The 21,089-nt window shown below is 32.1% G+C and carries 23 protein-coding genes and 6 pseudogenes; 13 read left to right on the top strand and 16 right to left on the bottom strand.

The window, feature by feature from the left end:
* Positions 1-10: 10 nt before the first annotated feature.
* Entirely contained in the window at positions 11-391 is a 381-nt protein-coding gene (locus MHH42_RS13470) for a nucleotide excision repair endonuclease (protein WP_001048938.1), read from the top strand.
* A gap of 58 nt (positions 392-449) precedes the next feature.
* Here the strand turns inward: MHH42_RS13470 and MHH42_RS13465 are convergent, their stop codons facing one another.
* Positions 450-656, bottom strand: a complete 207-nt coding sequence (locus MHH42_RS13465; RefSeq protein ID WP_000269008.1) for a hypothetical protein — start codon at positions 654-656, stop codon at positions 450-452.
* A 132-nt stretch (positions 657-788) separates the two neighbouring features.
* Here MHH42_RS13465 and MHH42_RS13460 point away from each other — a divergent pair, with 132 nt between their 5' ends.
* The 5 genes and pseudogenes from MHH42_RS13460 (at position 789) to MHH42_RS13440 (ending at position 4,580) form a co-directional block, all read left to right on the top strand.
* On the top strand, positions 789-1,568 hold the full coding sequence (locus tag MHH42_RS13460) for an undecaprenyl-diphosphate phosphatase (RefSeq protein WP_070173295.1): 780 nt from the start codon (positions 789-791) through the stop codon (positions 1,566-1,568).
* 81 nt (positions 1,569-1,649) lie between these two features.
* Positions 1,650-2,972: an NAD(P)/FAD-dependent oxidoreductase gene (locus tag MHH42_RS13455; protein ID WP_000482067.1), complete on the top strand. Its 1,323-nt coding sequence runs from the start codon at positions 1,650-1,652 to the stop codon at positions 2,970-2,972.
* A 63-nt stretch (positions 2,973-3,035) separates the two neighbouring features.
* On the top strand, positions 3,036-3,563 hold the full coding sequence (locus tag MHH42_RS13450; RefSeq protein WP_070173293.1) for a GNAT family N-acetyltransferase: 528 nt from the start codon (positions 3,036-3,038) through the stop codon (positions 3,561-3,563).
* Positions 3,564-3,579: 16 nt separating this feature from the next.
* Positions 3,580-4,101, top strand: a complete 522-nt coding sequence (locus MHH42_RS13445) for a YfiT family bacillithiol transferase (RefSeq protein WP_000999060.1) — start codon at positions 3,580-3,582, stop codon at positions 4,099-4,101.
* A 1-nt stretch (position 4,102) separates the two neighbouring features.
* Positions 4,103-4,580: pseudogene (locus tag MHH42_RS13440) on the top strand (GNAT family N-acetyltransferase).
* A gap of 119 nt (positions 4,581-4,699) precedes the next feature.
* Here MHH42_RS13440 and MHH42_RS13435 read toward each other — a convergent pair.
* Positions 4,700-5,077, bottom strand: a complete 378-nt coding sequence (locus MHH42_RS13435; RefSeq protein WP_070173292.1) for a PH domain-containing protein — start codon at positions 5,075-5,077, stop codon at positions 4,700-4,702.
* Between the two features lie 179 nt (positions 5,078-5,256).
* Here MHH42_RS13435 and MHH42_RS13430 point away from each other — a divergent pair, with 179 nt between their 5' ends.
* From MHH42_RS13430 to MHH42_RS13405, 6 genes and pseudogenes are all read left to right on the top strand, one after another.
* Complete coding sequence (locus MHH42_RS13430; protein WP_070173291.1) at positions 5,257-6,108, top strand: patatin-like phospholipase family protein; 852 nt, start codon at positions 5,257-5,259, stop codon at positions 6,106-6,108.
* 12 nt (positions 6,109-6,120) lie between these two features.
* Positions 6,121-6,492 (top strand): YxiJ-like family protein, encoded by a 372-nt coding sequence (locus tag MHH42_RS13425; RefSeq protein WP_000765930.1) that lies wholly within the window; start codon positions 6,121-6,123, stop codon positions 6,490-6,492.
* 257 nt (positions 6,493-6,749) lie between these two features.
* Complete coding sequence (locus MHH42_RS13420) at positions 6,750-7,109, top strand: hypothetical protein (RefSeq protein ID WP_070173289.1); 360 nt, start codon at positions 6,750-6,752, stop codon at positions 7,107-7,109.
* 36 nt (positions 7,110-7,145) lie between these two features.
* A pseudogene (locus MHH42_RS13415) lies at positions 7,146-8,319 on the top strand (alpha/beta hydrolase).
* 45 nt (positions 8,320-8,364) lie between these two features.
* On the top strand, positions 8,365-8,772 hold the full coding sequence (locus tag MHH42_RS13410; RefSeq protein WP_340893461.1) for a DnaJ family domain-containing protein: 408 nt from the start codon (positions 8,365-8,367) through the stop codon (positions 8,770-8,772).
* Positions 8,773-8,850: 78 nt separating this feature from the next.
* Positions 8,851-9,666, top strand: a complete 816-nt coding sequence (locus MHH42_RS13405; protein ID WP_070173286.1) for a YwqG family protein — start codon at positions 8,851-8,853, stop codon at positions 9,664-9,666.
* 679 nt (positions 9,667-10,345) lie between these two features.
* On the opposite strand, the gene MHH42_RS13400 is transcribed toward MHH42_RS13405, so the two are convergent.
* The 3 genes and pseudogenes from MHH42_RS13400 to MHH42_RS32440 all read right to left on the bottom strand — a co-directional run.
* Positions 10,346-10,741, bottom strand: coding sequence for a RidA family protein (locus MHH42_RS13400; RefSeq protein ID WP_080326776.1), 396 nt, complete (start codon positions 10,739-10,741; stop codon positions 10,346-10,348).
* Between the two features lie 136 nt (positions 10,742-10,877).
* Positions 10,878-11,893, bottom strand: a pseudogene (locus tag MHH42_RS13395) (hypothetical protein).
* 135 nt (positions 11,894-12,028) lie between these two features.
* Positions 12,029-12,166: pseudogene (locus tag MHH42_RS32440) on the bottom strand (endonuclease); the annotation flags it as partial.
* Between the two features lie 2 nt (positions 12,167-12,168).
* On the opposite strand from MHH42_RS32440, the pseudogene MHH42_RS13390 reads away from it, so the two are divergent.
* Positions 12,169-12,879: pseudogene (locus tag MHH42_RS13390) on the top strand (MBL fold metallo-hydrolase); the annotation flags it as partial.
* A 149-nt stretch (positions 12,880-13,028) separates the two neighbouring features.
* Here MHH42_RS13390 and MHH42_RS13385 read toward each other — a convergent pair.
* From MHH42_RS13385 to MHH42_RS13335, 11 genes and pseudogenes are all read right to left on the bottom strand, one after another.
* The gene (locus MHH42_RS13385; protein ID WP_097837776.1) at positions 13,029-13,541 is read right to left on the bottom strand and encodes an NUDIX hydrolase; all 513 of its coding nucleotides are present in this window, start codon (positions 13,539-13,541) and stop codon (positions 13,029-13,031) included.
* Between the two features lie 22 nt (positions 13,542-13,563).
* Positions 13,564-14,694 (bottom strand): DNA polymerase III subunit beta, encoded by a 1,131-nt coding sequence (dnaN, locus tag MHH42_RS13380; RefSeq protein WP_016108536.1) that lies wholly within the window; start codon positions 14,692-14,694, stop codon positions 13,564-13,566.
* 31 nt (positions 14,695-14,725) lie between these two features.
* Positions 14,726-15,169, bottom strand: a complete 444-nt coding sequence (locus MHH42_RS13375; RefSeq protein ID WP_340893459.1) for an NUDIX hydrolase — start codon at positions 15,167-15,169, stop codon at positions 14,726-14,728.
* A gap of 154 nt (positions 15,170-15,323) precedes the next feature.
* Entirely contained in the window at positions 15,324-15,740 is a 417-nt protein-coding gene (locus MHH42_RS13370; protein ID WP_000706728.1) for a GNAT family N-acetyltransferase, read from the bottom strand.
* 133 nt (positions 15,741-15,873) lie between these two features.
* On the bottom strand, positions 15,874-17,082 hold the full coding sequence (locus MHH42_RS13365; RefSeq protein WP_070173284.1) for an L-lactate MFS transporter: 1,209 nt from the start codon (positions 17,080-17,082) through the stop codon (positions 15,874-15,876).
* 280 nt (positions 17,083-17,362) lie between these two features.
* Positions 17,363-17,506 carry a hypothetical protein gene (locus tag MHH42_RS13360; protein WP_000653682.1) on the bottom strand — a complete coding sequence of 48 codons (144 nt, stop codon included), beginning with the start codon at positions 17,504-17,506 and terminating at the stop codon, positions 17,363-17,365.
* A 31-nt stretch (positions 17,507-17,537) separates the two neighbouring features.
* Positions 17,538-18,554 carry a serine hydrolase domain-containing protein gene (locus MHH42_RS13355; protein WP_070173283.1) on the bottom strand — a complete coding sequence of 339 codons (1,017 nt, stop codon included), beginning with the start codon at positions 18,552-18,554 and terminating at the stop codon, positions 17,538-17,540.
* A 98-nt stretch (positions 18,555-18,652) separates the two neighbouring features.
* Positions 18,653-18,919: a heterocycloanthracin/sonorensin family bacteriocin gene (locus MHH42_RS13350; RefSeq protein WP_001071376.1), complete on the bottom strand. Its 267-nt coding sequence runs from the start codon at positions 18,917-18,919 to the stop codon at positions 18,653-18,655.
* 197 nt (positions 18,920-19,116) lie between these two features.
* Positions 19,117-19,490, bottom strand: a pseudogene (locus tag MHH42_RS13345) (NUDIX domain-containing protein).
* An 80-nt stretch (positions 19,491-19,570) separates the two neighbouring features.
* The gene (locus MHH42_RS13340; RefSeq protein ID WP_070173282.1) at positions 19,571-20,029 is read right to left on the bottom strand and encodes a GNAT family N-acetyltransferase; all 459 of its coding nucleotides are present in this window, start codon (positions 20,027-20,029) and stop codon (positions 19,571-19,573) included.
* A gap of 76 nt (positions 20,030-20,105) precedes the next feature.
* Positions 20,106-21,029, bottom strand: coding sequence for a nucleoside hydrolase (locus tag MHH42_RS13335; RefSeq protein ID WP_340893458.1), 924 nt, complete (start codon positions 21,027-21,029; stop codon positions 20,106-20,108).
* Positions 21,030-21,089 lie beyond the last annotated feature (60 nt).

The raw sequence follows: 21,089 nt of genomic DNA, 5'->3' as shown, positions 1-21,089 counted from the left end.
GAGGACGTGAATGAACTTGATTAAAATTAATATTCCTGAAGCTGATGTTTCAATTACTGAACGTAAACAAGTTATTAAAGGAGACGAGGCAATCATTACTCCAATTAATGGTTTTATCGATTTCCACTTGTTCCCTAGAGATAAAGGCGGCATTTTTATGTTTTACAATATTAATGACGAACTGCTTTTCGTAGGTAAAGCTCGTAAAATTAGACAACGTATTAAAAAACACTTTGAAGACAATGTTTCACCAATTAAAAATCATCGTGACGAAGTATACCGTATTGATGCATGTATCGTAGAAGATCCAACAGAAAGAGAAATTTACGAAACATATATCATTAATGAATACAAAGCAAAATATAACGTTGATAAAGTATTCTATAAATAAGCAACATAAACGAAAAACAATCCTAGCATTTATACTGGGATTGTTTTTTTATTTAGCTTTATTCTTCATTTCTTTCTCCTTTTTTAAAATAATTAGCAGCAATTAAACAGAAAACCCCTATAAATAAAATTATTATTCCGAGCGTTTTATGTTTTCCTTCAAAGAAAGGAATGTCTGAAATAACATTAGTCATACATAATCCTAAAAACACAAGGATAGGACCCACCCAAAGTAATACATTGCCGAATTTTGTATGCCTCCACATATTAACCCACCTCGACTCTCTTTACATATATATCCATAATTTAAAAGTAAATTCATAGAGAAATATAGTTTTTTTCATATCGAAAATTTAACCTTCATATATTGGTACAAGCAAACGAGAAAGGAGACCATCATGAATTGGTTAGAAGCATTTATTTTAGGTATAATTCAAGGATTAACAGAGTTTTTACCGATTAGTAGTACAGGGCACCTTTATTTAGGACGGCATTTGTTTCAATTAGATGAAGCGGGATTGTTTTTAGATACGATGCTGCATATTGGGACTTTGCTTGCGGTGTTTATTTATTACAAAAAAGAATTTATATATTTAATGAAAAATCCATTTTCAAAGCTTATGTTATTACTTATCGTTGGGACGATACCTGCGGTTGTAATCGGTTTATTATTTAAAGACTTCTTTGAAGATATTTCAAAAACAGGCATTACCATCGGTTGGGAGTTTTTAGTGACAGGCTTCTTTCTATATATGGCCGATAAACAAAAGGATGGTCGTAAAAAAATGGACGACATTACATATAAAGATGCATTTATCATTGGTTCATTTCAAGCGGCTGCTATTTTCCCGGCAATTTCTCGATCTGGAATGACGATTGTCGCTGCTTTATGGAGAAAACTAGACCGTGAAACAGCAGCATACTTTTCTTTTTTATTATCTACGCCAGCAATAGTCGGAGCAATCATCTTGCAATTTATAGATGTTTTTCAAGGGAAAGCAGAATCTATTTCTAGTACATCATTAATTGTCGGAACGTTATCAGCAGCTTTCTTTGGTTACATAGCAGTTTCATGGATGATTCAATATTTAAAACGTCATTCCTTAAAAGTATTCGCGTATTACGTATGGGGATTAGGTATTTTAATTTTAACGTTGCAATTTACTCATGTATTTTAATTATAATGATAAAGAAGCAATGTAATTAAGGTCCTGTTTCATTTATACACGACAGGATCTCTTTTTATTAAGGGGGAGAATATGTTTAATAAGGCTATTGTTATTGGTGGAAGTATGGCGGGAAAGTTTGCAGCAAAGGCATTATCAACTTCTTTTAAAGAAGTAATCATTTTAGAAGTCGGTGACAAATGGGATGGAAAAGCTTCAAGAAAAAGAGTTCCACAAAGCGATCATCCTCACGTGTTATTAAAAGGTGGAGAAAAAGCAATTGAAGAATTGTTTCCTACTATTACGAATGAATTAATAAAAGCGGGCAGTATTATAAATAACTTTACGCGTGATTTGAAATGGCATCAATTTGGTCTATGGAAACAACCATTCATAGGGGAAGTTCATATGATTCAACAAAGTCGTCCTTTATTAGAATGGCATATTCAAAAACGAATTGATCAAATTTCAAATATTACTATTACATATAAAACATTGGTTAATGGGTTATTAGTAGATGGGAAGCTTAACAAAGTGTGTGGAGTAAAAGTTAAATATTTAGAGACAGGCATGCAAGAAGAAGTTCATGCAGATATTGTAATTGATGCAAGTGGATTTGGCTCAAAAAGTATGGAGTGGCTACGAGAATACGAAATTGAAGTACAAGAAGAGAAAGTTCGTATCGATTTATTTTACGCAACAAAAATGTTCCAACTTAAAGAAAATGAGGAGTTAGACTGTTGTAATATGCTAATGTCTCCGAGTTTCCCTGAAAACCCTTATGGCGTTCTTATTCAAACGATTGAAGATAATCGTTATTTTGTTACTTTCAGTGGATACGCAAATGAGAAAGCACCACAAACAGATGATGAGTTTTATGATTTTGCTGAAAACCTATCAATTTCTAATGTTACAGACTTCCTAAACAAGGCTGAGGGAATTACTGATATAAAGACATACAAAATTCCCTATCAAGTACGCCGGCGATTTGATTTAGTTAACAATGTACCAGAAGGGTTGTTAGTAGTTGGAGATGCACAATGTCGTTTTGATCCTGTTTTCGGTCAAGGTGTTTCAGTTGCTGCTATGGAAGCTCACCAATTGCAATTACTTTTGCAAAGTAGAAAACAGCTCGATAAAACATTTACACAACAATTTTATAAAAAGACAGCTGACATAATAGAAATCCCTTGGGATATGACAACAACGGAAATATCACGTCACCCGCAGCTAAAGAGAGAATTAACTACGAAACAAAAATTTCAGCTATGGTATACGAAACAAATATATCGACTTTCCGCAAGTGATTCTGATGTTTATATTCGGTTAGTACGAGTGATGAATTTAATTCGTAGTCCATTTCACCTTTTTCATCCGAAAGTGCTACTAGCTGTATTACTTAATCGAAAGAAATAGCAGGAATATAATTGATTAAAAAAGAATGTATAACAGTTAGTAAATCAAGAAGGAGAATACGGGATGGAAATATACATAGAGCAACTAAAAAAACAAGATGCTGCGGATTTATTTACATTTGAACTTACGAATAAATCTTTTTTTGAAACGATGGTACCAAATCGTGGTTCGCAATATTTCGATTTTGAATATTTTCAAAAACTATTAGACGATTTATTAATAGAACAGGCAGATGGAAGTTCTTATTTTTATTTAATTCGTAATGAAGAAAAAGAAATTGTAGGACGAATTAACTTAGTAAATATAGATACCGAAACTCGAATCAGTTCGTTAGGTTATCGAGTCGGAGAAAAATTCACTAAAAAAGGAGTTGCAACAGCAGCTGTAAAATTAATTTTAGACGTAGCGAAAAATAATGAAATTAATGAGGTTCATGCTAAAACAACGACTAATAATCTTGCATCACAAATTGTACTAGAAAAAAGCGGATTTTCTTTTAAAAATGAAGCAGATACAACTTCTGTAGAATTAAACGGAGAACGTGTAAATTTTGTACATTATATTTGCAGAACTACTTCGTGTTCAAAATAATAGGGGGGACTTATTCATGAATGATTTACGATATCCAATTGGCCAATTTACATACAAGCGTCCTATTACTGAGGAAATGATTGATAAATGGATTCAAGAAATTGAGGATGTACCTACTGATTTAGCAAAGGCAATTAAAGATTTAGATCAGAAGCAGTTAGACACACCGTATCGCGTTGGTGGATGGACAGTTCGTCAAGTTGTTCATCACGTTGTTGATAGCCATATGAATAGTTACATACGCTTTAAATTAGCACTAACAGAAAAGAATCCAACTATTAAACCGTATAAAGAAGAAAAATGGGCAGAATTGCCAGATTCGAAACTACCTGTAGATGTTTCACTAGTAATGCTAGATTCATTACATAAAAGATGGGTTAACCTTTTATATTCATTAGAACCTACTGATTTAGAAAAGACATTTAATCATCCAGAATCTGGTGAAACAAAACTGGCTGTTGCAATTGGACTATACGCATGGCACGGTCGTCATCATACAGCTCATATTACTTCATTAAGAAAGCGTCTAGATTGGTAAGATGAATATTATACTAAAACGAGCAAATGAGAAAGATGCACTGGACATATTTACAATGCAAATTACATCATTTTATCCGTTATTAGAGAAGTATCAAGACTATGAGACGAGTCCAGCAAATGAGCCGATTCAATCAACGAACGATGACAAGAATAAAATACCCAAATGGTGGATTTTATAAAATTATAGTAGATGGTCAGTTTGTTGGGGCAATGTGTATATATCATAAAGAAAAAACAAATCAATTTTGGATAAGTCCTATGTTCATACATCCAGAGTTTCAAGGAAACGGAATTGCTCAAAAAGTATTATTATTAATTGAGGAGATGTTTTCTGAAGCGATGAGTTGGGAACTTGCTACTATTTTAGAAGAAGAGAGAAATTGTTTTTTATATGAAAAGATAGGTTATAAAAGAACAGAAGTTATAAAGAAATTAAATGATAAAGCTACACTTATTTATTACAAAAAAGAAAGGTAAAGCATTAGAAGTACGCTTTACCTTTTTATGTTAATAGAGATTAAATATACAAAAATATTGTATATACTTCCAAAATATTCGGGTTAGTAATTTCATAAATGAATAAAAATACAAAATAACTATTTTGTCGTATATGTTACTAACGCTTTTTGAATGCTTAAAATACTATCGTCACCTTTAAATTCTTTTGCAATTGGATCATCCATACTAGACACCCAAATTTTAAGCTCTGCATCTAAATCAAAATGCCCAGCTGTTTCAATGCTAAATTGTGTAATACTTTTATAAGGAATAGAATGATACTCTGTTTTTTCACCTGATATTCCTTGTTTATCTACTAAAATAAGACGACGATTTGTAAATACGATTAAATCGCGAATTAATTTATAAGCATGCTCAACTTTCTCATCGTCTAGCATAATCTTCTCTAAATCACGTTCTACACTTTCTGTACTCGCATTCGATGCATTTCCTAAAATACCGCTAAATAAGCCCATATGAAATTCCTCCTTTACTATGTGTGGGATGTGTTACTTATATTGTACCATGCTACTTACTAAGAAATTATGACATTACTTTAGTAGTTTCTGGTTATTGTTGCAATTCGATTATATAACCTCATCTTAAAATCTTGTGCTAATATGTAAGTAAGAAAAAAGGAGTAGAGGGATATAGCATGAAGAATATTGGTTTAGTATTAGAGGGCGGAGGAATGAAAGGTTTATATACTGCAGGAGTACTCGAATATTTCATGGAACAAAACTTATTCTTTCCGTATGTAGTCGGTGTATCTGCTGGAGCGTGTATGGGAGCAACCTATTTGTCACGTCAAAAAGGAAGGAATAAGAAAGTAAATACAGAGCTAGTAGCAGATCACAGATATATATCTTATCGAAATTTAATCCGAAAACGTGAATTATTTGGTATGGATTTTCTATTTGACGAAGTACCAAACAAGATTGTACCTTTTGATTTTCAAACTTTCCTACATTCAAATGAACAGTTTGTAATTGGAACGACCGATTGCGATTCAGGACAGGCTGTTTATTATAATAAAACAGAACATGGAAATGATATTTTAAAAATCATTCGTGCCTCAAGCTCTGTACCGTTTATAGCACCTGCTGTAGAATATGATAATCGAAAATTGCTAGATGGAGGAATTATAGATCCTATACCGGTTTTAAAAGCTCAAACTGATGGTTATGAAAAGAACGTTGTAATTATGACAAAACCAGAAGGATATGAGAAGCAGCGAAATAAATTTTCTGGCCTGGCTAAAATTTTATATAGAAAATATCCGAAAATCGCAGAGACTTTAGTAGAGCATTATTGTTTTTATAATGAGACGATATCTTATATGAATCAAAAAGAACAAAAAGATAATTTTTATGTTATTCAGCCTAGCGTACAACTTCCTATAAGCGGAATAGAAAGAAATAAGGAAAAGCTTGTTAATCTATATAATCTTGGGTATATCGATGCTCAATATCACTATGAAAACTTATTAAATTGGATGGAGAAATAAAGGGGTGGGTATTTGAAGTTAGGAAAACAAGTTATGTTTAATGAATTGCAAAAAATGCATAGTCCTCTATATAAACCATTTCCGAATTGTGACATTCAAAAAATACGGAAAGATTATAAAAATATGTTCACAGAAGATGATTGTATAAGCGCTGATTTAAATTATTATTGGATGCATACAGCAGGGACTTTGAGTTACGTACTTAATGAAAACGAAAAGGAGATTTCGTTTGAGCAAATAAAGTGGCTGAGAAAATCATTTTTCGAATGGTTTCCGCAATATCGTTCTATAGAAACAGAAATTGTGAAGTATCCCGTTTTGTATAGAGATTTCATGAATTATGAGAAAGCGCGAAAACTATTACTATATTATCTTACTGAATAAAAATTAAAACGTACAAGTTATGCTGCTTGTGCGTTTTTTTTTCATAAAAAATACAATTTTAATACCTTGTTTATATAGGGATTCTAATACGAAGAAAGAAGTACATATAGAATGATGTAAGGGAGGGAGAGGCGCTTAGATACCGTTTTCCTTTAATCCATTATCCACCTCGAATATAGTTAGTAATATTTCGAGTGAAATTAAGTACTTATTATATCCAGTATTAAATAAGTTAAGCCAGGAGGGACAACAGTAAAATGGAAAACGTATCAAATCTAGATAAATCGGAATCAATAAAATCTTTACAATCGACAATTCGTAAACTTGAAAATGCACTGTCACAAATGACTCAAAAAGATGCAAATACTACATTAGTGAAAAAACGACTTAATGCTGTTTGTGTAGGGTTAGCAGTGCTAGAAAACGTGTGGAATCAAGAAAGCCACCAGTATAGTCAAGAAGAGTTAGCAGAAGCTCGTAATGTCCTTGCTGGTTTGCTTCCATCAATAGAGAGGGCTTATGATAAGTCTAAAGTAGATAGTCCACAAAGAACTCTTTTAACAAAAAGAATAAAAGCGTTGGAACTTTCTGTTCAGGCAATTGATAAACTTTCCTAATAAAAAGAAAGAACTACAACGAAGGAGGAAGTGGGGGTGACTTCAATAATTAGTCCTAAGTTAGAGGAACTGAATAATCAATTAAAAAATGGAAACGAGAAAGCTTTTTATACTTATTTGCATGAAATAAAGTCAAATAATACGCCACTAATAGAACAATGTCCTGTAGATAATCAGTATAAGCTTATAACGTATATATGGTTAGGAGACCAAAAAACTGAAAATGTTTATGCATTCGGAAGTTTTCCTGGTTGGGATCTGTCTGTAAATCAATTAAAAAGGTTGTTACAGACAGATATATGGTATCAAACGTTTAGGACGGATAAGAGCTTTATTTCAACTTATTATTTTTCAGTAAACGATTTTTTCGAAAATGATTGGATAAAGCGTAGTGAACAGTACCAACTAGACCGATTTAATGGAAATACATTTGGAGAAGGTGCTAATAAAGCATCAGTGTTAAGGATAGGGATGGAAGTGCGGTATAGCAGTCGTTTCTCTTCAGATCATTATCCATCTGGAAAAATTGAAACATATTCTTTTCATAGTTCAATTTTAAATAACACACGTAAAATTCATATTTATACGCCTCATGATTATTCTCACACTTCACATTTTCAAGAACTTCTCATTGTGTTTGATGGGAATTCTTTCGTTAATAACCTTTCAATCACAAGAACACTTAATTATTTAATATACGAAAAAGAAATCCCATCTTGTATTGCTGTTGCTATAGAACCAGTTGATCGGCTAGAAGAGCTAACTTATAACGATAAAATGAATATATTTTTAACAGAGGAATTACTGCCGTGGATTCATGCTAAGTATCGTGTGCATAAAGACGCGAAACATACAACAATTGCCAGTTTCAGTCTTGGTGGCTTAGCAGCTTTTTATGCAGCGCTTCAAAATCCACATGTTTTCGGGAACGTGTTGTCAATGTCTGGATCCGTACATTGGAAAAAGGATGGTTATGAAAATATAATTCCTTGGATTGAAAATCAAATTTCATCTATAGATTCAAATGCGATGCAACCTCATTTTTATATAGCAGCAGGAGAACTTGAAAACAAACCTCTTTTAACAGCCAATAGATGCCTGTATAAAGCTTTAAAAGAAAAAGGATACCCAAATTACTTATGAAGAATTTCAAAGCGGTCATGACGGTGTTTGGTGGCGAGAAAAGTTATTTGATGGGTTGAAAGCGTAAAAACCTACAAAAACTCTACTATAAAATATAAAGGAGAGAGATTTTATGAATCAAGAAGAACTAGATAATAAACTAAAAAAGCAAGAGATTTTAGTAAAAGATGAGAAAATTTGGTCCTATACGTATGAGGATCATATTAGTTCTATCGTTAAAGAAGCAGAAAAGAAAGGGTCTTTTGATAATTTTCCAGGTAAAGGGAAACCTCTAAATCTAGATAAAGATCTTTCGTATAATCCTGAAAAACAACTGTATAGAACTTTGAAAAATAATCATGTTTTACCTAGGTGGATTGAGCTTTCAAAGGAAATTGATGATTTAAAAGAAAGGCTAAAAGAAACTACAAATACTGCAGAAGCAGCGGATTTAATTCGAACTATTAATAAAAAGGTTTTAGAACATAATCTACTTTGTCCACCAAGTGCGCAAAAAACGAGGATGAAAACGGACTTTTAACAATTTTCAATGAAGCTATCTCTTACTATATAATTAAGTAAGGCATTTTCAATTCATTATTAAAGGGAGGCAAATGTGATGAAGAATACGTATCAACTTCAAATTCCGAAAGAACTAGAACAGTATCGTAGTATTTTAGAAGAAAGTGTGAAACCGTATGTTAAAGTTTCTGGAACATTAGCAGAGACAACTCTTTTTGAGAGTAAGTTTGGTGGTCATCCGTATTTACCTATAGATCAAGAGCATCCTAAAGACTCAAATGGGCAACCGATGATGCTACTTGCTCAATTAAACTTTGAAGAAATGCCTCATATTGAATATATGCCTCAAAATGGTATGTTACAGTTTTTCGTAAGTGCTGATGATGAGCTTTTTGGAGCAGATTTTGATCATCCAACTGACCAAAAAGACTTTCGAATTATGTATCATTCTACAATTACAGAAGATTTAACTAAGGTTATTACTGATTTCAGTTATTTAAACACTTTAGATTCAGAGGATTTTATCATACCTGAAGCAGCAAAACTAAAGTTTGAATTGAATTATCAACCAGTAACATCTAGAGATTATCGATTTGAAATGATTTTTAACGATAACATTGATTGGGAAGAAATCGTTGATAAAGAAAACAATACAGAATTAGGCGAACTGTATGGTGATTTATGCGAAGATCAAGGGCATAAAATTGGTGGTTATCCATTTTTTACACAGACAGATCCAAGAGAATGGCAAGAAAAATACAAACAGCATGATGTGTTATTGCTGCAAATCGATACAGACGACTCATTAAATATTATGTGGGGAGATTCTGGTGTTGCTAATTTCTTTATAAAGAAAGATGATTTGTTAAATCTAGATTTTTCCAATGTTATTTACAATTGGGATTGCTACTAAAAAGATATATATAATCTAATAGCAAGTTAAAAAATCTTCCTGAAGGCGAGGAGGATTTTTTTATGTTACAAATAAACGTTATGTTAACTAGCGTATAGAACAATAAGCGCATTAAAAGTCAAGCGTAAATGATAGAAATAACAACAAATAAAGTAAAGCTGTAAAACGTGTGTAAATAGCAATAAATTGAATAAGTAAAACATAAAATAAAATTATTAATTTATATTTTGTATAGAAATAATTTTTATGCAGAAAAATTTCTTGTCGATTAAAAATGATTTGGATTCGTTAAATCTTAAGCAATTATTGATTAGGATTTGCTATGATTCATTTAAAGCAAAATAAACGATAAAACTGTAGAAATTCATATAGATTAGATTTTATGGGAATCTCACTGAAAATCTCCGTTTCGTCTCATTAAGTATAGTTTACTTGGTTTTTGATACCTGTAAACACTTTGTTTCTATAACTACCTATAATATATATTATGTTAACTAATTAAAAATAATAAACTTATTATATGTTGGTATTAGTCGTTATGCTTCCCCTTTCTCTTTGAATTAATACTGTGTGACGGATTGTGTGGTAATTATATTTATGACAATAAAAAATACAATTCGTTTGAAATAAACACATTAAACGAATTGTATTGATATTAATTCCGAATAAGCTTTTAAATTTAGTTTGCTACAGCAATTGCTTCAATTTCAATTAATAAGTTATCGTTAATTAATTTTCTAACTTCCACAGCAGAACTTGCTGGTGGATTCTTAGTATCAATGTATTGATCTCGAATATCTCTAACAATGGCCATTTGAGAAATATCTGTTAAGAAAAATGTTAATTTTACTACATCATTAAAGTTTAAATTTGAAGTTTCTAATGCACATTTAATATTTTCGAAAACTTGTCGTGTTTGTGTAGCTAAATCACCAATGCCGACTATTTGACCATCAGTGTTAATCGCTACTTGTCCAGATATGTAAATTGTTCGTTTAACGTTAGTAACTTCGACTACATGTGAGTATCCAAAAGTTGGTGGCATCGTTTCTGGATTGATAAATTTCTTTTGCATGGCTCTTCTCCCCTTTGAATATCTTATTTTCTTTATATTAGATTTTAATTTCAGATTATCCCCTATTTACTAATAATTATTTATCCATTCAGCTGCTACATATGTAAAAGTATATTAGCACTTTAATTTAAAGTTATTAATGGATCATGTACGTTTGATTTTCTTGTGCGCTTGTTATAATTACACCTTGTTTTATTAATTCTTCAGTTACTTTTGTATAGAAAAAGTGATACCACCAGATAAAAAACTCTTCATAAGTTATTTCATTTGAGTATCTGCTGCTGGCAAAGTATTGTTTTAAAGGTTTATCGTATTCTTTAAATAACGAGATTAAATCTTCACTGATTATGTTTGCAATTTCGTGAAGCGTAGATAAGTCTTTTCTTTTAAACACCGGGATAATAGGTTGTGAATTTTGATATAAGCCTAATTTTTCATAAACTACATTTAAATTTAAATCTATTTGTCTATCTGCTGCTACGAAACCTTTTACAAATTGCTTTTTCTTATAATTAATATCAGTATTAGTGTTTTGAAAATATTCTTCAAATATTTCGTTATTTGCTGTTATTAAATTTAATGTTGAATATCGAGAATTTCCATAAAGACCAATTTGAACTTCTCCTAAATCTAAATACGCATTACTATACATCCCGAAAGCCCCTATATCTGCTAGTTCTTGTTCTTGAATAGTATAATAATATCTTTTCTTATTTCTTAAAGGTCGTTTCTTTTTTTAAATAGTTTTCTTCAATGTAATTTATTTGTCCAAAATCTAATAGCACACCACTATACAGTAAAAGACTATACGATTCTTTAGGTAAATGATTAAACGTGTCGATTCTTTTTGAGATAAATTCAATTTGATTTGAATGATTTTCAATGATCTTAAGTGTTGGTTTAATTAGAGGTTCACAAAGATTATAAAGTTTTTTTCCTTCACAAGCTGTTATCACCATACACATTGGATAGTACCTCCCTCCTATTTGTTTCAATAGCCCCTCTACTTCTAATGAATTAACGCGCTTTTCAAATTCATCATTTGTCCAATTTAGCATCATTTTTATAGCATTTGACTCAAAACCAAGATGAAATCATTTTAGTTTCATAAGATGTATGTAATATATTCTCCGGACTATTATTAGTGGGCATTTCATATTCCCTCCCTTACTAGTAAATTCATTGTAAAATCTATGTATTTATTAAGTTCTATAAACGAAAATAAGTATCCTCTAATAATCTCAAATTAAAAACCTTAGCATAGATATACTAAGGTTTTTTGCATTTTTATAGTGAATGAATTCTTTCATAGTCTTTTTTAAATTGATTATCATTTTTTAACCAACGCTTAAAAGTTGATTCGCTTATTTTTAAATTAGAGCAAGCTGTATCATTACATTTATTTTTCATATATTCATTAAGGAAAATTTCCTATTTTTAATAGCAAGCGGTATAGTGGTGTGTTTTCTTTAGAACGTGAAGACCTTCAAGAAATTGATGCGATTATCATTTCACATAATCACTATGACCACTTAAATTATAAAAGTATTATGGAGTTAAAAGATCGTACGAAGCATTTTTACGTTCCGACGGGAGTTGCACAATATCTGATTAAATGGGGTGTTTCACCTAGTAAGATTAGTGAGCATAAATGGTGGGATGAAATTACGTTTGATACTATTAAGTTAGTATGCGCTCCTGCAAGACATTTCTCTGGACGAAATATGACAGATAGAGATCGTTCGTTATGGTGTTCATGGCTTATTCTTGGTCAAGAAACTAAAGTCTTCTTTAGTGGTGATAGCGGATATGCTCCTCACTTTAAAGAAATTGGTGATAAATACGGTCCATTTGATCTTACTTTAATGGAATGCGGGCAATATGATACACGTTGGTCTGCTATTCATATGTTGCCAGAAGAGACGGTACAAGCTCATATTGACGTTAAAGGAGAATTACTACTTCCGATTCATTGGGGTGCTTTTACATTAGCGTTGCATGAATGGAGCGATCCAATTGAACGCGTTACGAAAGAAGCAAAACGTTTAGGAGTTACAGTTGCAACGCCACAAATTGGTGAATCAATTACATTAAAATCTACAAACTATCTTTCATCAGCTTGGTGGCGCGAAGTTTAATTGTATATGTAAAAAAGAGCGAACCTTTTTATAAGGGATTCGCTCTTTTTGTAATTAGGTTTCTTTGCATTTAAGCGCACCTATTAGTTAAAAATTATCCGCTCTTTTATGTTAAAAGATTTACTTCTTTAAAAATATTTCTTAAATAATTACATCTGCTTCTTCCTATTAAATTTGCTGTCCAACATAACCAATTCTTCATTCCTATAATCTATTAATTTATGATTAGATAATACAAAATTGTGCTCTAATATGAATTCATTATGAAGTACTTCAGGTAATAATTTAGGTAACATCTCTCCTACACCGTAATTATAGTCGCTTAATATCCAAGACACACTTTTCCAATCTAAAATCCCTTCGGATACTTTTTTAGGTGTATCATATGTAACTTCATTTTGTAGTTCTACCACATAAACATACATGCCACCAGAGTATGAAGAGTCTTCCCACTTAACAATTCCTTTAAATTGAATTTGATTTTGCTTAACATCTATATCAGTCTCTTCTTTTATTTCACGAATTGCACTTGCTAAAGGTGTTTCTCCCGGTTCTATCTTCCCTCCTACCCCGTTCCATAATCCTTTTACAGGGTCATATTCTCTATTTAGCATCAGTATTTCTTCATTTCTTTTTATAAAGCATAAAGTGTGCTTGTGCATAATGTAAGTCCTTCCTTTGTTCCTAATAAGCTCTTACTGGCGATATAAGATGTACTGCGGCAGATTGCTCTCCTGCTTCGATTAATATCGGTCTCATTGAACCACCAAAACTTAAAGTAACCATTTCTTCTTTTATTGCCCTTAAAGCATCTACCATAAATCGTCCGTCGAAAGATATATTTAATTGTTTTTCACCTTGAATCGCATCTACTTGTTGTGTTTCAGCTATTTTACCAATCTGAGAAGCGTTAGAAGAAATTTTAATTGTGGATTCATTGATGATTTCTAAGTTGACGTTGTTATTTGCCCATTCACTTGCTAATAAGCTCGATCGATCTACACCTTGTAAAATCTTTTTTCTTTCTACGTTAATAACCGTTTGAAATTCATTTGGAATGAGATTAGATATATTAGGATATTTCCCTTCAATGAGTCTTGAATATAACGTAGTTGTTCCGAATGTAAAAATAACGTGACTGTCTGAAAGGTATATGTATACGAATTCCGTATGACTGTTCATTAATTTTAGAAGTTCACTAATGGTAGCGCTTGGTACGATACAATTTGCTTTCGCATCTGAAGAAATTAGCGTTTCACGTATAGCTAGTCTATGCGAGTCAGTAGCAGCGCAAACTAATTTATTGTGATCTAACTCTATATGTACTCCGGTGAGAACAGGTCTGGATTCGTTTTTAGCTACTGCAAAGACAGTTTGTTTAAACACTTCAATCAATTGTTCTGTTTCTACTTGTATTTCTGCATGATCCTCTATAAGTGGTACATTCGGAAACTCATTTGCTGGAAGTCCATTTAAGTTTAATGTGATTTCTTCTGATTGTATCGTAATGATTTGTTCATTCTTACTTTTTATTACTATATCACTTGGCATTTTCTTTATAATTTCAATGAAATATTTTGCAGGTACAACAATAGTTCCTGCTTGTAATATAGTTGCGATCTGTTCGTCTTCGATTGAATTAGGTATAAATTTTTTAATAAAAACATTCGAGTTACTTGCGATTAAAGTAATTCCAGATTGATCGGCTGTTATTTTGATACCAGATAATATAGGAATTAAAACTTTTGTAGATATAGCTTTACTTACTTCTGAAAGTGCTTGAGTGATATGTTTGTGATTAACGATAAACTCCATGTTTTTCCCCGCCTTAAATGAAATAATTTATTTATAAAGATTGATGAACGATTGTTCCGTTAAAAAAGTAAGGTACTGTTTCTTTCCTTTGTAAAAAATCTAGTAACTGTTCAGGTATACGTAAATACGGTGCTGCTATATGTAATTCCATCCAAGTAATCTCTTCGATTTCTTTTGGACGGGATATATATGTCTCTCCGCCGATTATTTCACCTAAAAAATTAAAGAAAATGGCATGATGGCCTCTCTCCTCGAAAAAGGCTTCGCTTATGGAAGAAACCCCCTTTACAGTTATATGCAGCCCTGTTTCTTCTTTTACTTCCCGAATGACTGCCTCTTCTAACGTTTCCCCAAATTTAACTGCGCCACCTGGTAATGTGTAATAAGATCCATTTTTCCCTTTGTTTTTTACCATTAAGATTTTTTCGTTCGTTTTATCGTACAAAAGCGCGTATGTAACATTAACCTTTTTCATATTTACCCCTTTATTAATAAGAATTTTCTGCCTCTATTTCATTTTACCAGATACATACAAATTAAAAAGAACGTATTTTGATATAGATGATTCAAAATACGTTCTTTTTAATTTATTGAATTTTATATATTGAGATTAATTAATTCTATACACTTTATAACCTTTTCTCTAAATAATAATGATTATGTCCTTTTGGATGATCTTCACTCACTCCAATGACTATAAATCCATGTTTTTTATAAAAATCCGGAGCTTGAAAGCTAAACGTATCTAAGTTGATTAGCCTACATCCTTTTTCAATTGCAAATTCTTCGATAAGTTTTATTAATTTACTTCCGTATCCTTCGTGTCTGCATTCTTCAGAAACCCATAGGAAATCAACATGTACATGGTGCCAAAATGTTATAGCTGTTATCCCACCTACTATTTCCTCTTTTTCATTTTTCACTATAAAACTAACCTTTTCCGAAGGTGTTTTCTCTTCATTTGAAAGATGTTTTTGATTATATTCAATTACTTTCTCTCGTATGTAATCACTATCTTCTTGAACCCATTGCTTTACTATCTTCATTTTACATATCACACTCCTTTTATTTTATCTATTCCATTTCATAATTGTATTGTCCTGTCTTTACTAATCAATGAAAGGAGCATAGTTAACGTTGTAATGAAAAAGAGCCCTACGATAAGGACTCTTTTTAAAACTAAGCTATTTTTCGATGTAACTGCTTGATTTCCTTTTTCTTCTCTACATTTGGCGGACGAATTAATATAGAAATAATGAAAGAAATCGCACATAAAACACCTATTGTAATAAAGGTTGGTTGAAATCCACCAAGTAATGCTCCAATGAATGAACCTGCAAGTGCACCAAATCCGAAACCTTGATATACAATCCCGTAATTTGTACTATGATTTTTTAAACCGAAGAAATCTCCGACAATGGCTGGGAATATTGTAATATTACCGCCGAAGCAAAAGGCGACACTTGCTACACAAGCAAAATAAATCCCGTAATTTAATGGAATGAAACTAAGAGTAAAGACGGATACTCCAATAATAATAAATGTTGCAGAGACAATTTTCATTCTACCAATTTTATCTGATAACGTTCCAAGAATGATTCTACCTACTGTATTAAAGACTGCAATCATTGCGACGGCGTTAGCGGCGGTTGCTGCACTAAGTCCAACGAGTTGTACGCCGATATCTTTTACCATACCAATTAAGTACAGACCACCCATACACGATGTGAATAACATGAAAAACAACAGATATACTTGTTTCGTTCTCATCATTTCACGTGGCGTATAGTCATTGTGTAATGTTTCTGTTACCGTATTACTTACAATCGCTTCACGTAAGAAGAACGATCCGATTAATACTAAAAGTAAGACGATAATGCCCCAATATAAAAATGCTTGTGATACACCAAGGCTATCGATAAGATTTCCGTTTATATATCTAAAAATTAAACTGCCCATTCCATATGCTGAAACAGATATTCCAGAAATAAGTCCTTTTCGATTTGGAAACCATTTAATTAAATTAGATAGTGACGTAATATAAGCTGTTCCATCCGCATATCCAACAACAACACCAGCTAATAAATATAGTAATGGTAAGGAAGAAACTTGTGAACTAAGTATTAAACCGAGTCCTAGAACAATTCCTGCAGTAGCGATAAGTTTACGAAGTCCTAATTTTCGCTGCAACTTTGCTGCAAACAAGGTTGAAAATGATAAAGAAAAGCTTGTTATGGAGAAAGTTATCGCAACTGAATTGAGATTCCATCCGAACTTACTTACAAGGGGTTGATTAAATAAACTCCATGTATAAATTGTTCCAAGGCCAATTTGAACAATGATTGTACCTAGAACAATTAATAGCGGATTTATAGAAGTTTGTTTCATACTAACTGTCCCCTTCTTTTATCTTGACATGAATTTTCACAGTTAGTATATCCATTGAAACATACAAGATACTGTACGGAAAATGGAAATTAAGTTTATGTACACAAAAAGACACTTCATAATGAAGTGTCTTTTTGCAGGTTATATCAGATACATTTAAAGAAAGCTTTGTTAAGATAAGCCATTTTCAAGTGCTTATGTATATATGTTATCAAATATTTTCTTACATGTGATGGGACTTAAGACGTATTTTTTATTCGTCATATAGTCGGATGAGAAATTAATATTCGATTTCATCAAAATCTTTCGGCTGCGGTACAGTTTGCATGTTAGCTGCATCTTTCGGATCGCTAAAAATTGCATTTTGCTCTGTATTTACATCTTTAATATTTTGCTTTTTATCTTTACTCACTTTATCTTTCAAATTCTTTCACTCCTTTTTGTTATAGGAGTAATTATGCCCTATTACAGCTAGTAAATGTATCGGCGACTAAATTGCTAAATTCATGTAAATAATATAAGTAATTATCACCGCCGTAGTTATATCTTTTATTGTACATTTTCGCAACAACTACATTATACTCAGGTATTACTAAAATGGTTGGTCCAGTAATTCCTAATATTTGATACGAACCTTTTGGAACACGTTCACCAAGTTCACTTAATTGTTTTGGTTCATTTTGAACGAACCAAAACAACCCGTTTTGTGGTAGTTCATTATTTTTATAAGCTGGACTCTGCAAGCTAGTAGCAATTTTTATAACTTCTTTTGGAACAACTTGTTTACCATTTATCATGCCTTGATTTAAATGAAGGTTGCCCCAATAAGCAAACTCTCTAGCTGAGACAAACAGATTTTTTTCGGTACCGTCATCTACTGTACCGACCTCACTGATCGCGTCTTCATTTGGATTATTAACAACGTTAACTAAATTTTCATTTTGCTGTATTCTCCATCCTGTTTCTTGGAAATTAGCAGGAGTAAATACACGCTCCTTTAACAATTCAGGAAAACTTTTATTATAAAGCCGATAAATGAGATGCGTCATCATTCTTACATTAATATCTCTATACGCCCAATCTTGTCCAGCTTCAAATTCACGGAAAATTGTCCCGTCATCCGTTTCTCCTAGACCGTGTGAATGAGTTACTAAATGCCTAATCGTTGTTTTATCAAGTAATGTAGGATCAAAGTCTTTAAAATACTTTATCGCTTCATCATCAATAGAGTTTATTTTCCCATCATAAAGCGCATACGCTACCATGAATCCTAAATAACTTTTTCTCGCAGAAGCGACGTTGAACTGTGAAGATGCTGTTACTTTTTTACTAGTAGATGTATTTGAATGATATCCACTATAATGCTCTAGTACGATTTTGTTATCCTTTATAATACATAGTGCTGTAGCAGAACTATTGTTTTTTTCTTTTATATTCTCTACCCAAGAAATCAACTTATCGTATGTATACAAATAAATCCCCCTTAATACTCATAAAAAATCACAACATGAAAGAAAAGTATTACTATAAACACCTTTCTTTCATGTGAAATATTATTGATTTTCTATACTTAAATGATCCACCAGTTCCAGCAATTAAAGCAACTGAAACATCCTGCGCAACCTACACATCCGCCGCAACGTCCTGCACAACCACCGCATCTGCCGCCACATCCACCACAGCGTCCACCACAACCTCCGCATCCACCGCAACGACGTGCATCGTCTTGAATATAATAGTATGGATATTGATTTTGTTGTTGATCCCAATACACAACATTGCCAGATTGATAATCATTAAGGTTTAATGATTGTAGTTCTTGTTGAAACTGATTCATTACGAACCCCTCCATTTATAAGTAATTCCGCCCAAATGTAAAAAGTTTATATATTTTTGTAAACCAAATAGAAACAAGGCTACAGACTAAATACGTACATCAACAAAATATGAACTTACACTAGGTGATGTACCTTGTTTTTTAGCCTATTTTCTTTATATCCTTTCGATGGACGTATTTACTATACATAGAGTGGTTTAAAAATTACTTATCCAACAATTTAGTAATTCATCATTTAATTTTCTTTCTAGTAATTCTTTAACGGAGGGCATTGGCATGATTTTATAAGTTTTTAAAGATTCTTTACTATAATCTATCCAATGAAATGCTAAATGAGATTCTCTAGAATTTGGTGGTAAATCAATTTGTAACTCTTTTGAAGATACTTCAAAGATGAAGTATTTCTTTATCTTGCCATTGGTTTTCTATAACTCCTAAAAATCGTTTTATACTGCAGTTTACTTCAAGCTCCTTCTCTTAGTTCTCTTATTAATGCATTCTCTGCTGATTCCCCAATTTCAACATGGCCGCCAGGTAAAAAATAGTGATGCCCAATATATTCAGCAATCAATAATTTTTCATCTTTCTAGTCATTCACTATTACCTTGATTAAAGTAGTTATTTTCATTTCACGCTAATACTTAATAAAAGTTAAACAAATAAACGATATACTTGCTCACCGTCATAATCTTGCCCTAATGGTTGAAAACCGTAGTGTTCATATAGTTTCTTTGCAGAGATATTCTCTTTATGTACTGTTAATCTAATTTCTTTACACGCCTTAAATTTATTTTTTATTAAATAAATGCTTTCTTGTAATGCTGATTTTCCATAACCATTGCCTTGCTGCTTTTGATCAATAATAAACCCGTTTATCCAATACATATTTGATGTCTCTCTTACAACCGCATGCATAATAAAACCAACCATAAGATTACCAACGTATATAGCAAATGGTATGTACTCTACATTGTCACCATCTGGCTTTATATATACTTTAGCAAGTGAAACTGCTACGGATGGAACAAATTTCAACTGATTTCCTTTTACTTGTAGCTTTAATGCTTCTTCCCAATTTTCTCTCGTAACAACCTTTAACTGGACATTCAATATTGTAAGCTCCCTTATATAGAGGATGTATGTTTATATTCAACGTAGTGAAATAATTCCCTTTTTCGACAACAACTTATAACATGATTTTTATAAAATCTTGAATGAATTTTTGTTCATCTATTTCTAGTGCTATACGGGCTCCTTCAGATATAGAGCTAGGGCGAAAATCAGCAAATGTTTGTCCTTTCGTATCTCCGTATGTATCTACATTTACTGTACGAGGCACAAATTCAAAAAAACTTGGATTTACTAATCCACTTATTGCAACCACATCATGTAGCAAAGGTCCTTCCATAGATGGATTAAGCTTTTGGTATGCGGATAGATAGTAATCATACATGGGTTTCATTATCATATGAAATGGATTCTTTGTATTAGCTTGAATATAGCTAAATACATTTGGTGTTAACACAGCTTTGTTTGTTACATTTAAAGGGAATATTAATAAATTCTTTGCTTGATGGAAAACAATTTTACTTGCTATAGGATCTCCATACACGTTTGCCTCCGCTAATGGTGTTACATTTCCTACTTCTAAAAAGACGCCACCCATGAAATAGATTCCTTTTACATTCAGCATTAAGTCACTCCATAAATTAAAAGCAATTGCTAACGAGGTAGATCTTCCTACATCGACAATCGTTAAATCTTTTCCGTACTTTACAAGAATCGCAGCGATACTACCAAAATTGTATATTGGAATAGATAATACGCTTTCTGGAACATGGATGGGCCCTAATCCTTCTGCTCCGTGAATTTCAGGGTAGTACGTAGTAATTTCTTCTGTAAGTGGTTTTGTTGCACCACTAATGACAGGAATGTCTTGTCTATTTGCTAACTGTAAAATATACGCTGCATTATGTGCAGCATGTATATGCTCAACATTTCCGTATCCAGTTACAATACCTACAATTTCAATTTCGGGATGCAGTAAACCATACATAATGGCAAATGAGTCATCAATACCTGGGTCTCCGAAAAATAATACTTTTTCCAAGAAATACTCTCCCCTCATAAAAACATAGAGTCATCAATAACTATGTATATGAAAAAAGCA

The sequence above is a fragment of the Bacillus sp. FSL L8-0099 genome (assembly GCF_038006385.1).
GTDB lineage: Bacteria > Bacillota > Bacilli > Bacillales > Bacillaceae_G > Bacillus_A > Bacillus_A toyonensis.
The sequence above is the reverse complement of the archived record's forward strand: the minus strand, read 5'-3'. Positions and strand labels throughout refer to the sequence as shown.

Excerpts from the sequence above, each read along its gene's own strand:
- MHH42_RS13470 (WP_001048938.1), top strand. The coding sequence starts at position 11 with ATGAACTTGATTAAAATTAATATTCCTGAAGCTGATGTTTCAATTACT.
- MHH42_RS13465 (WP_000269008.1), bottom strand. The coding sequence starts at position 656 with ATGTGGAGGCATACAAAATTCGGCAATGTATTACTTTGGGTGGGTCCT.
- MHH42_RS13460 (WP_070173295.1), top strand. The coding sequence starts at position 789 with ATGAATTGGTTAGAAGCATTTATTTTAGGTATAATTCAAGGATTAACA.
- MHH42_RS13455 (WP_000482067.1), top strand. The coding sequence starts at position 1,650 with ATGTTTAATAAGGCTATTGTTATTGGTGGAAGTATGGCGGGAAAGTTT.
- MHH42_RS13450 (WP_070173293.1), top strand. The coding sequence starts at position 3,036 with ATGGAAATATACATAGAGCAACTAAAAAAACAAGATGCTGCGGATTTA.
- MHH42_RS13445 (WP_000999060.1), top strand. The coding sequence starts at position 3,580 with ATGAATGATTTACGATATCCAATTGGCCAATTTACATACAAGCGTCCT.
- MHH42_RS13435 (WP_070173292.1), bottom strand. The coding sequence starts at position 5,077 with ATGGGCTTATTTAGCGGTATTTTAGGAAATGCATCGAATGCGAGTACA.
- MHH42_RS13430 (WP_070173291.1), top strand. The coding sequence starts at position 5,257 with ATGAAGAATATTGGTTTAGTATTAGAGGGCGGAGGAATGAAAGGTTTA.
- MHH42_RS13420 (WP_070173289.1), top strand. The coding sequence starts at position 6,750 with ATGGAAAACGTATCAAATCTAGATAAATCGGAATCAATAAAATCTTTA.
- MHH42_RS13410 (WP_340893461.1), top strand. The coding sequence starts at position 8,365 with ATGAATCAAGAAGAACTAGATAATAAACTAAAAAAGCAAGAGATTTTA.
- MHH42_RS13405 (WP_070173286.1), top strand. The coding sequence starts at position 8,851 with ATGAAGAATACGTATCAACTTCAAATTCCGAAAGAACTAGAACAGTAT.
- MHH42_RS13400 (WP_080326776.1), bottom strand. The coding sequence starts at position 10,741 with ATGCAAAAGAAATTTATCAATCCAGAAACGATGCCACCAACTTTTGGA.
- MHH42_RS13385 (WP_097837776.1), bottom strand. The coding sequence starts at position 13,541 with ATGCACAAGCACACTTTATGCTTTATAAAAAGAAATGAAGAAATACTG.
- dnaN (WP_016108536.1), bottom strand. The coding sequence starts at position 14,694 with ATGGAGTTTATCGTTAATCACAAACATATCACTCAAGCACTTTCAGAA.
- MHH42_RS13375 (WP_340893459.1), bottom strand. The coding sequence starts at position 15,169 with ATGAAAAAGGTTAATGTTACATACGCGCTTTTGTACGATAAAACGAAC.
- MHH42_RS13370 (WP_000706728.1), bottom strand. The coding sequence starts at position 15,740 with ATGAAGATAGTAAAGCAATGGGTTCAAGAAGATAGTGATTACATACGA.
- MHH42_RS13365 (WP_070173284.1), bottom strand. The coding sequence starts at position 17,082 with ATGAAACAAACTTCTATAAATCCGCTATTAATTGTTCTAGGTACAATC.
- MHH42_RS13350 (WP_001071376.1), bottom strand. The coding sequence starts at position 18,919 with ATGAATCAGTTTCAACAAGAACTACAATCATTAAACCTTAATGATTAT.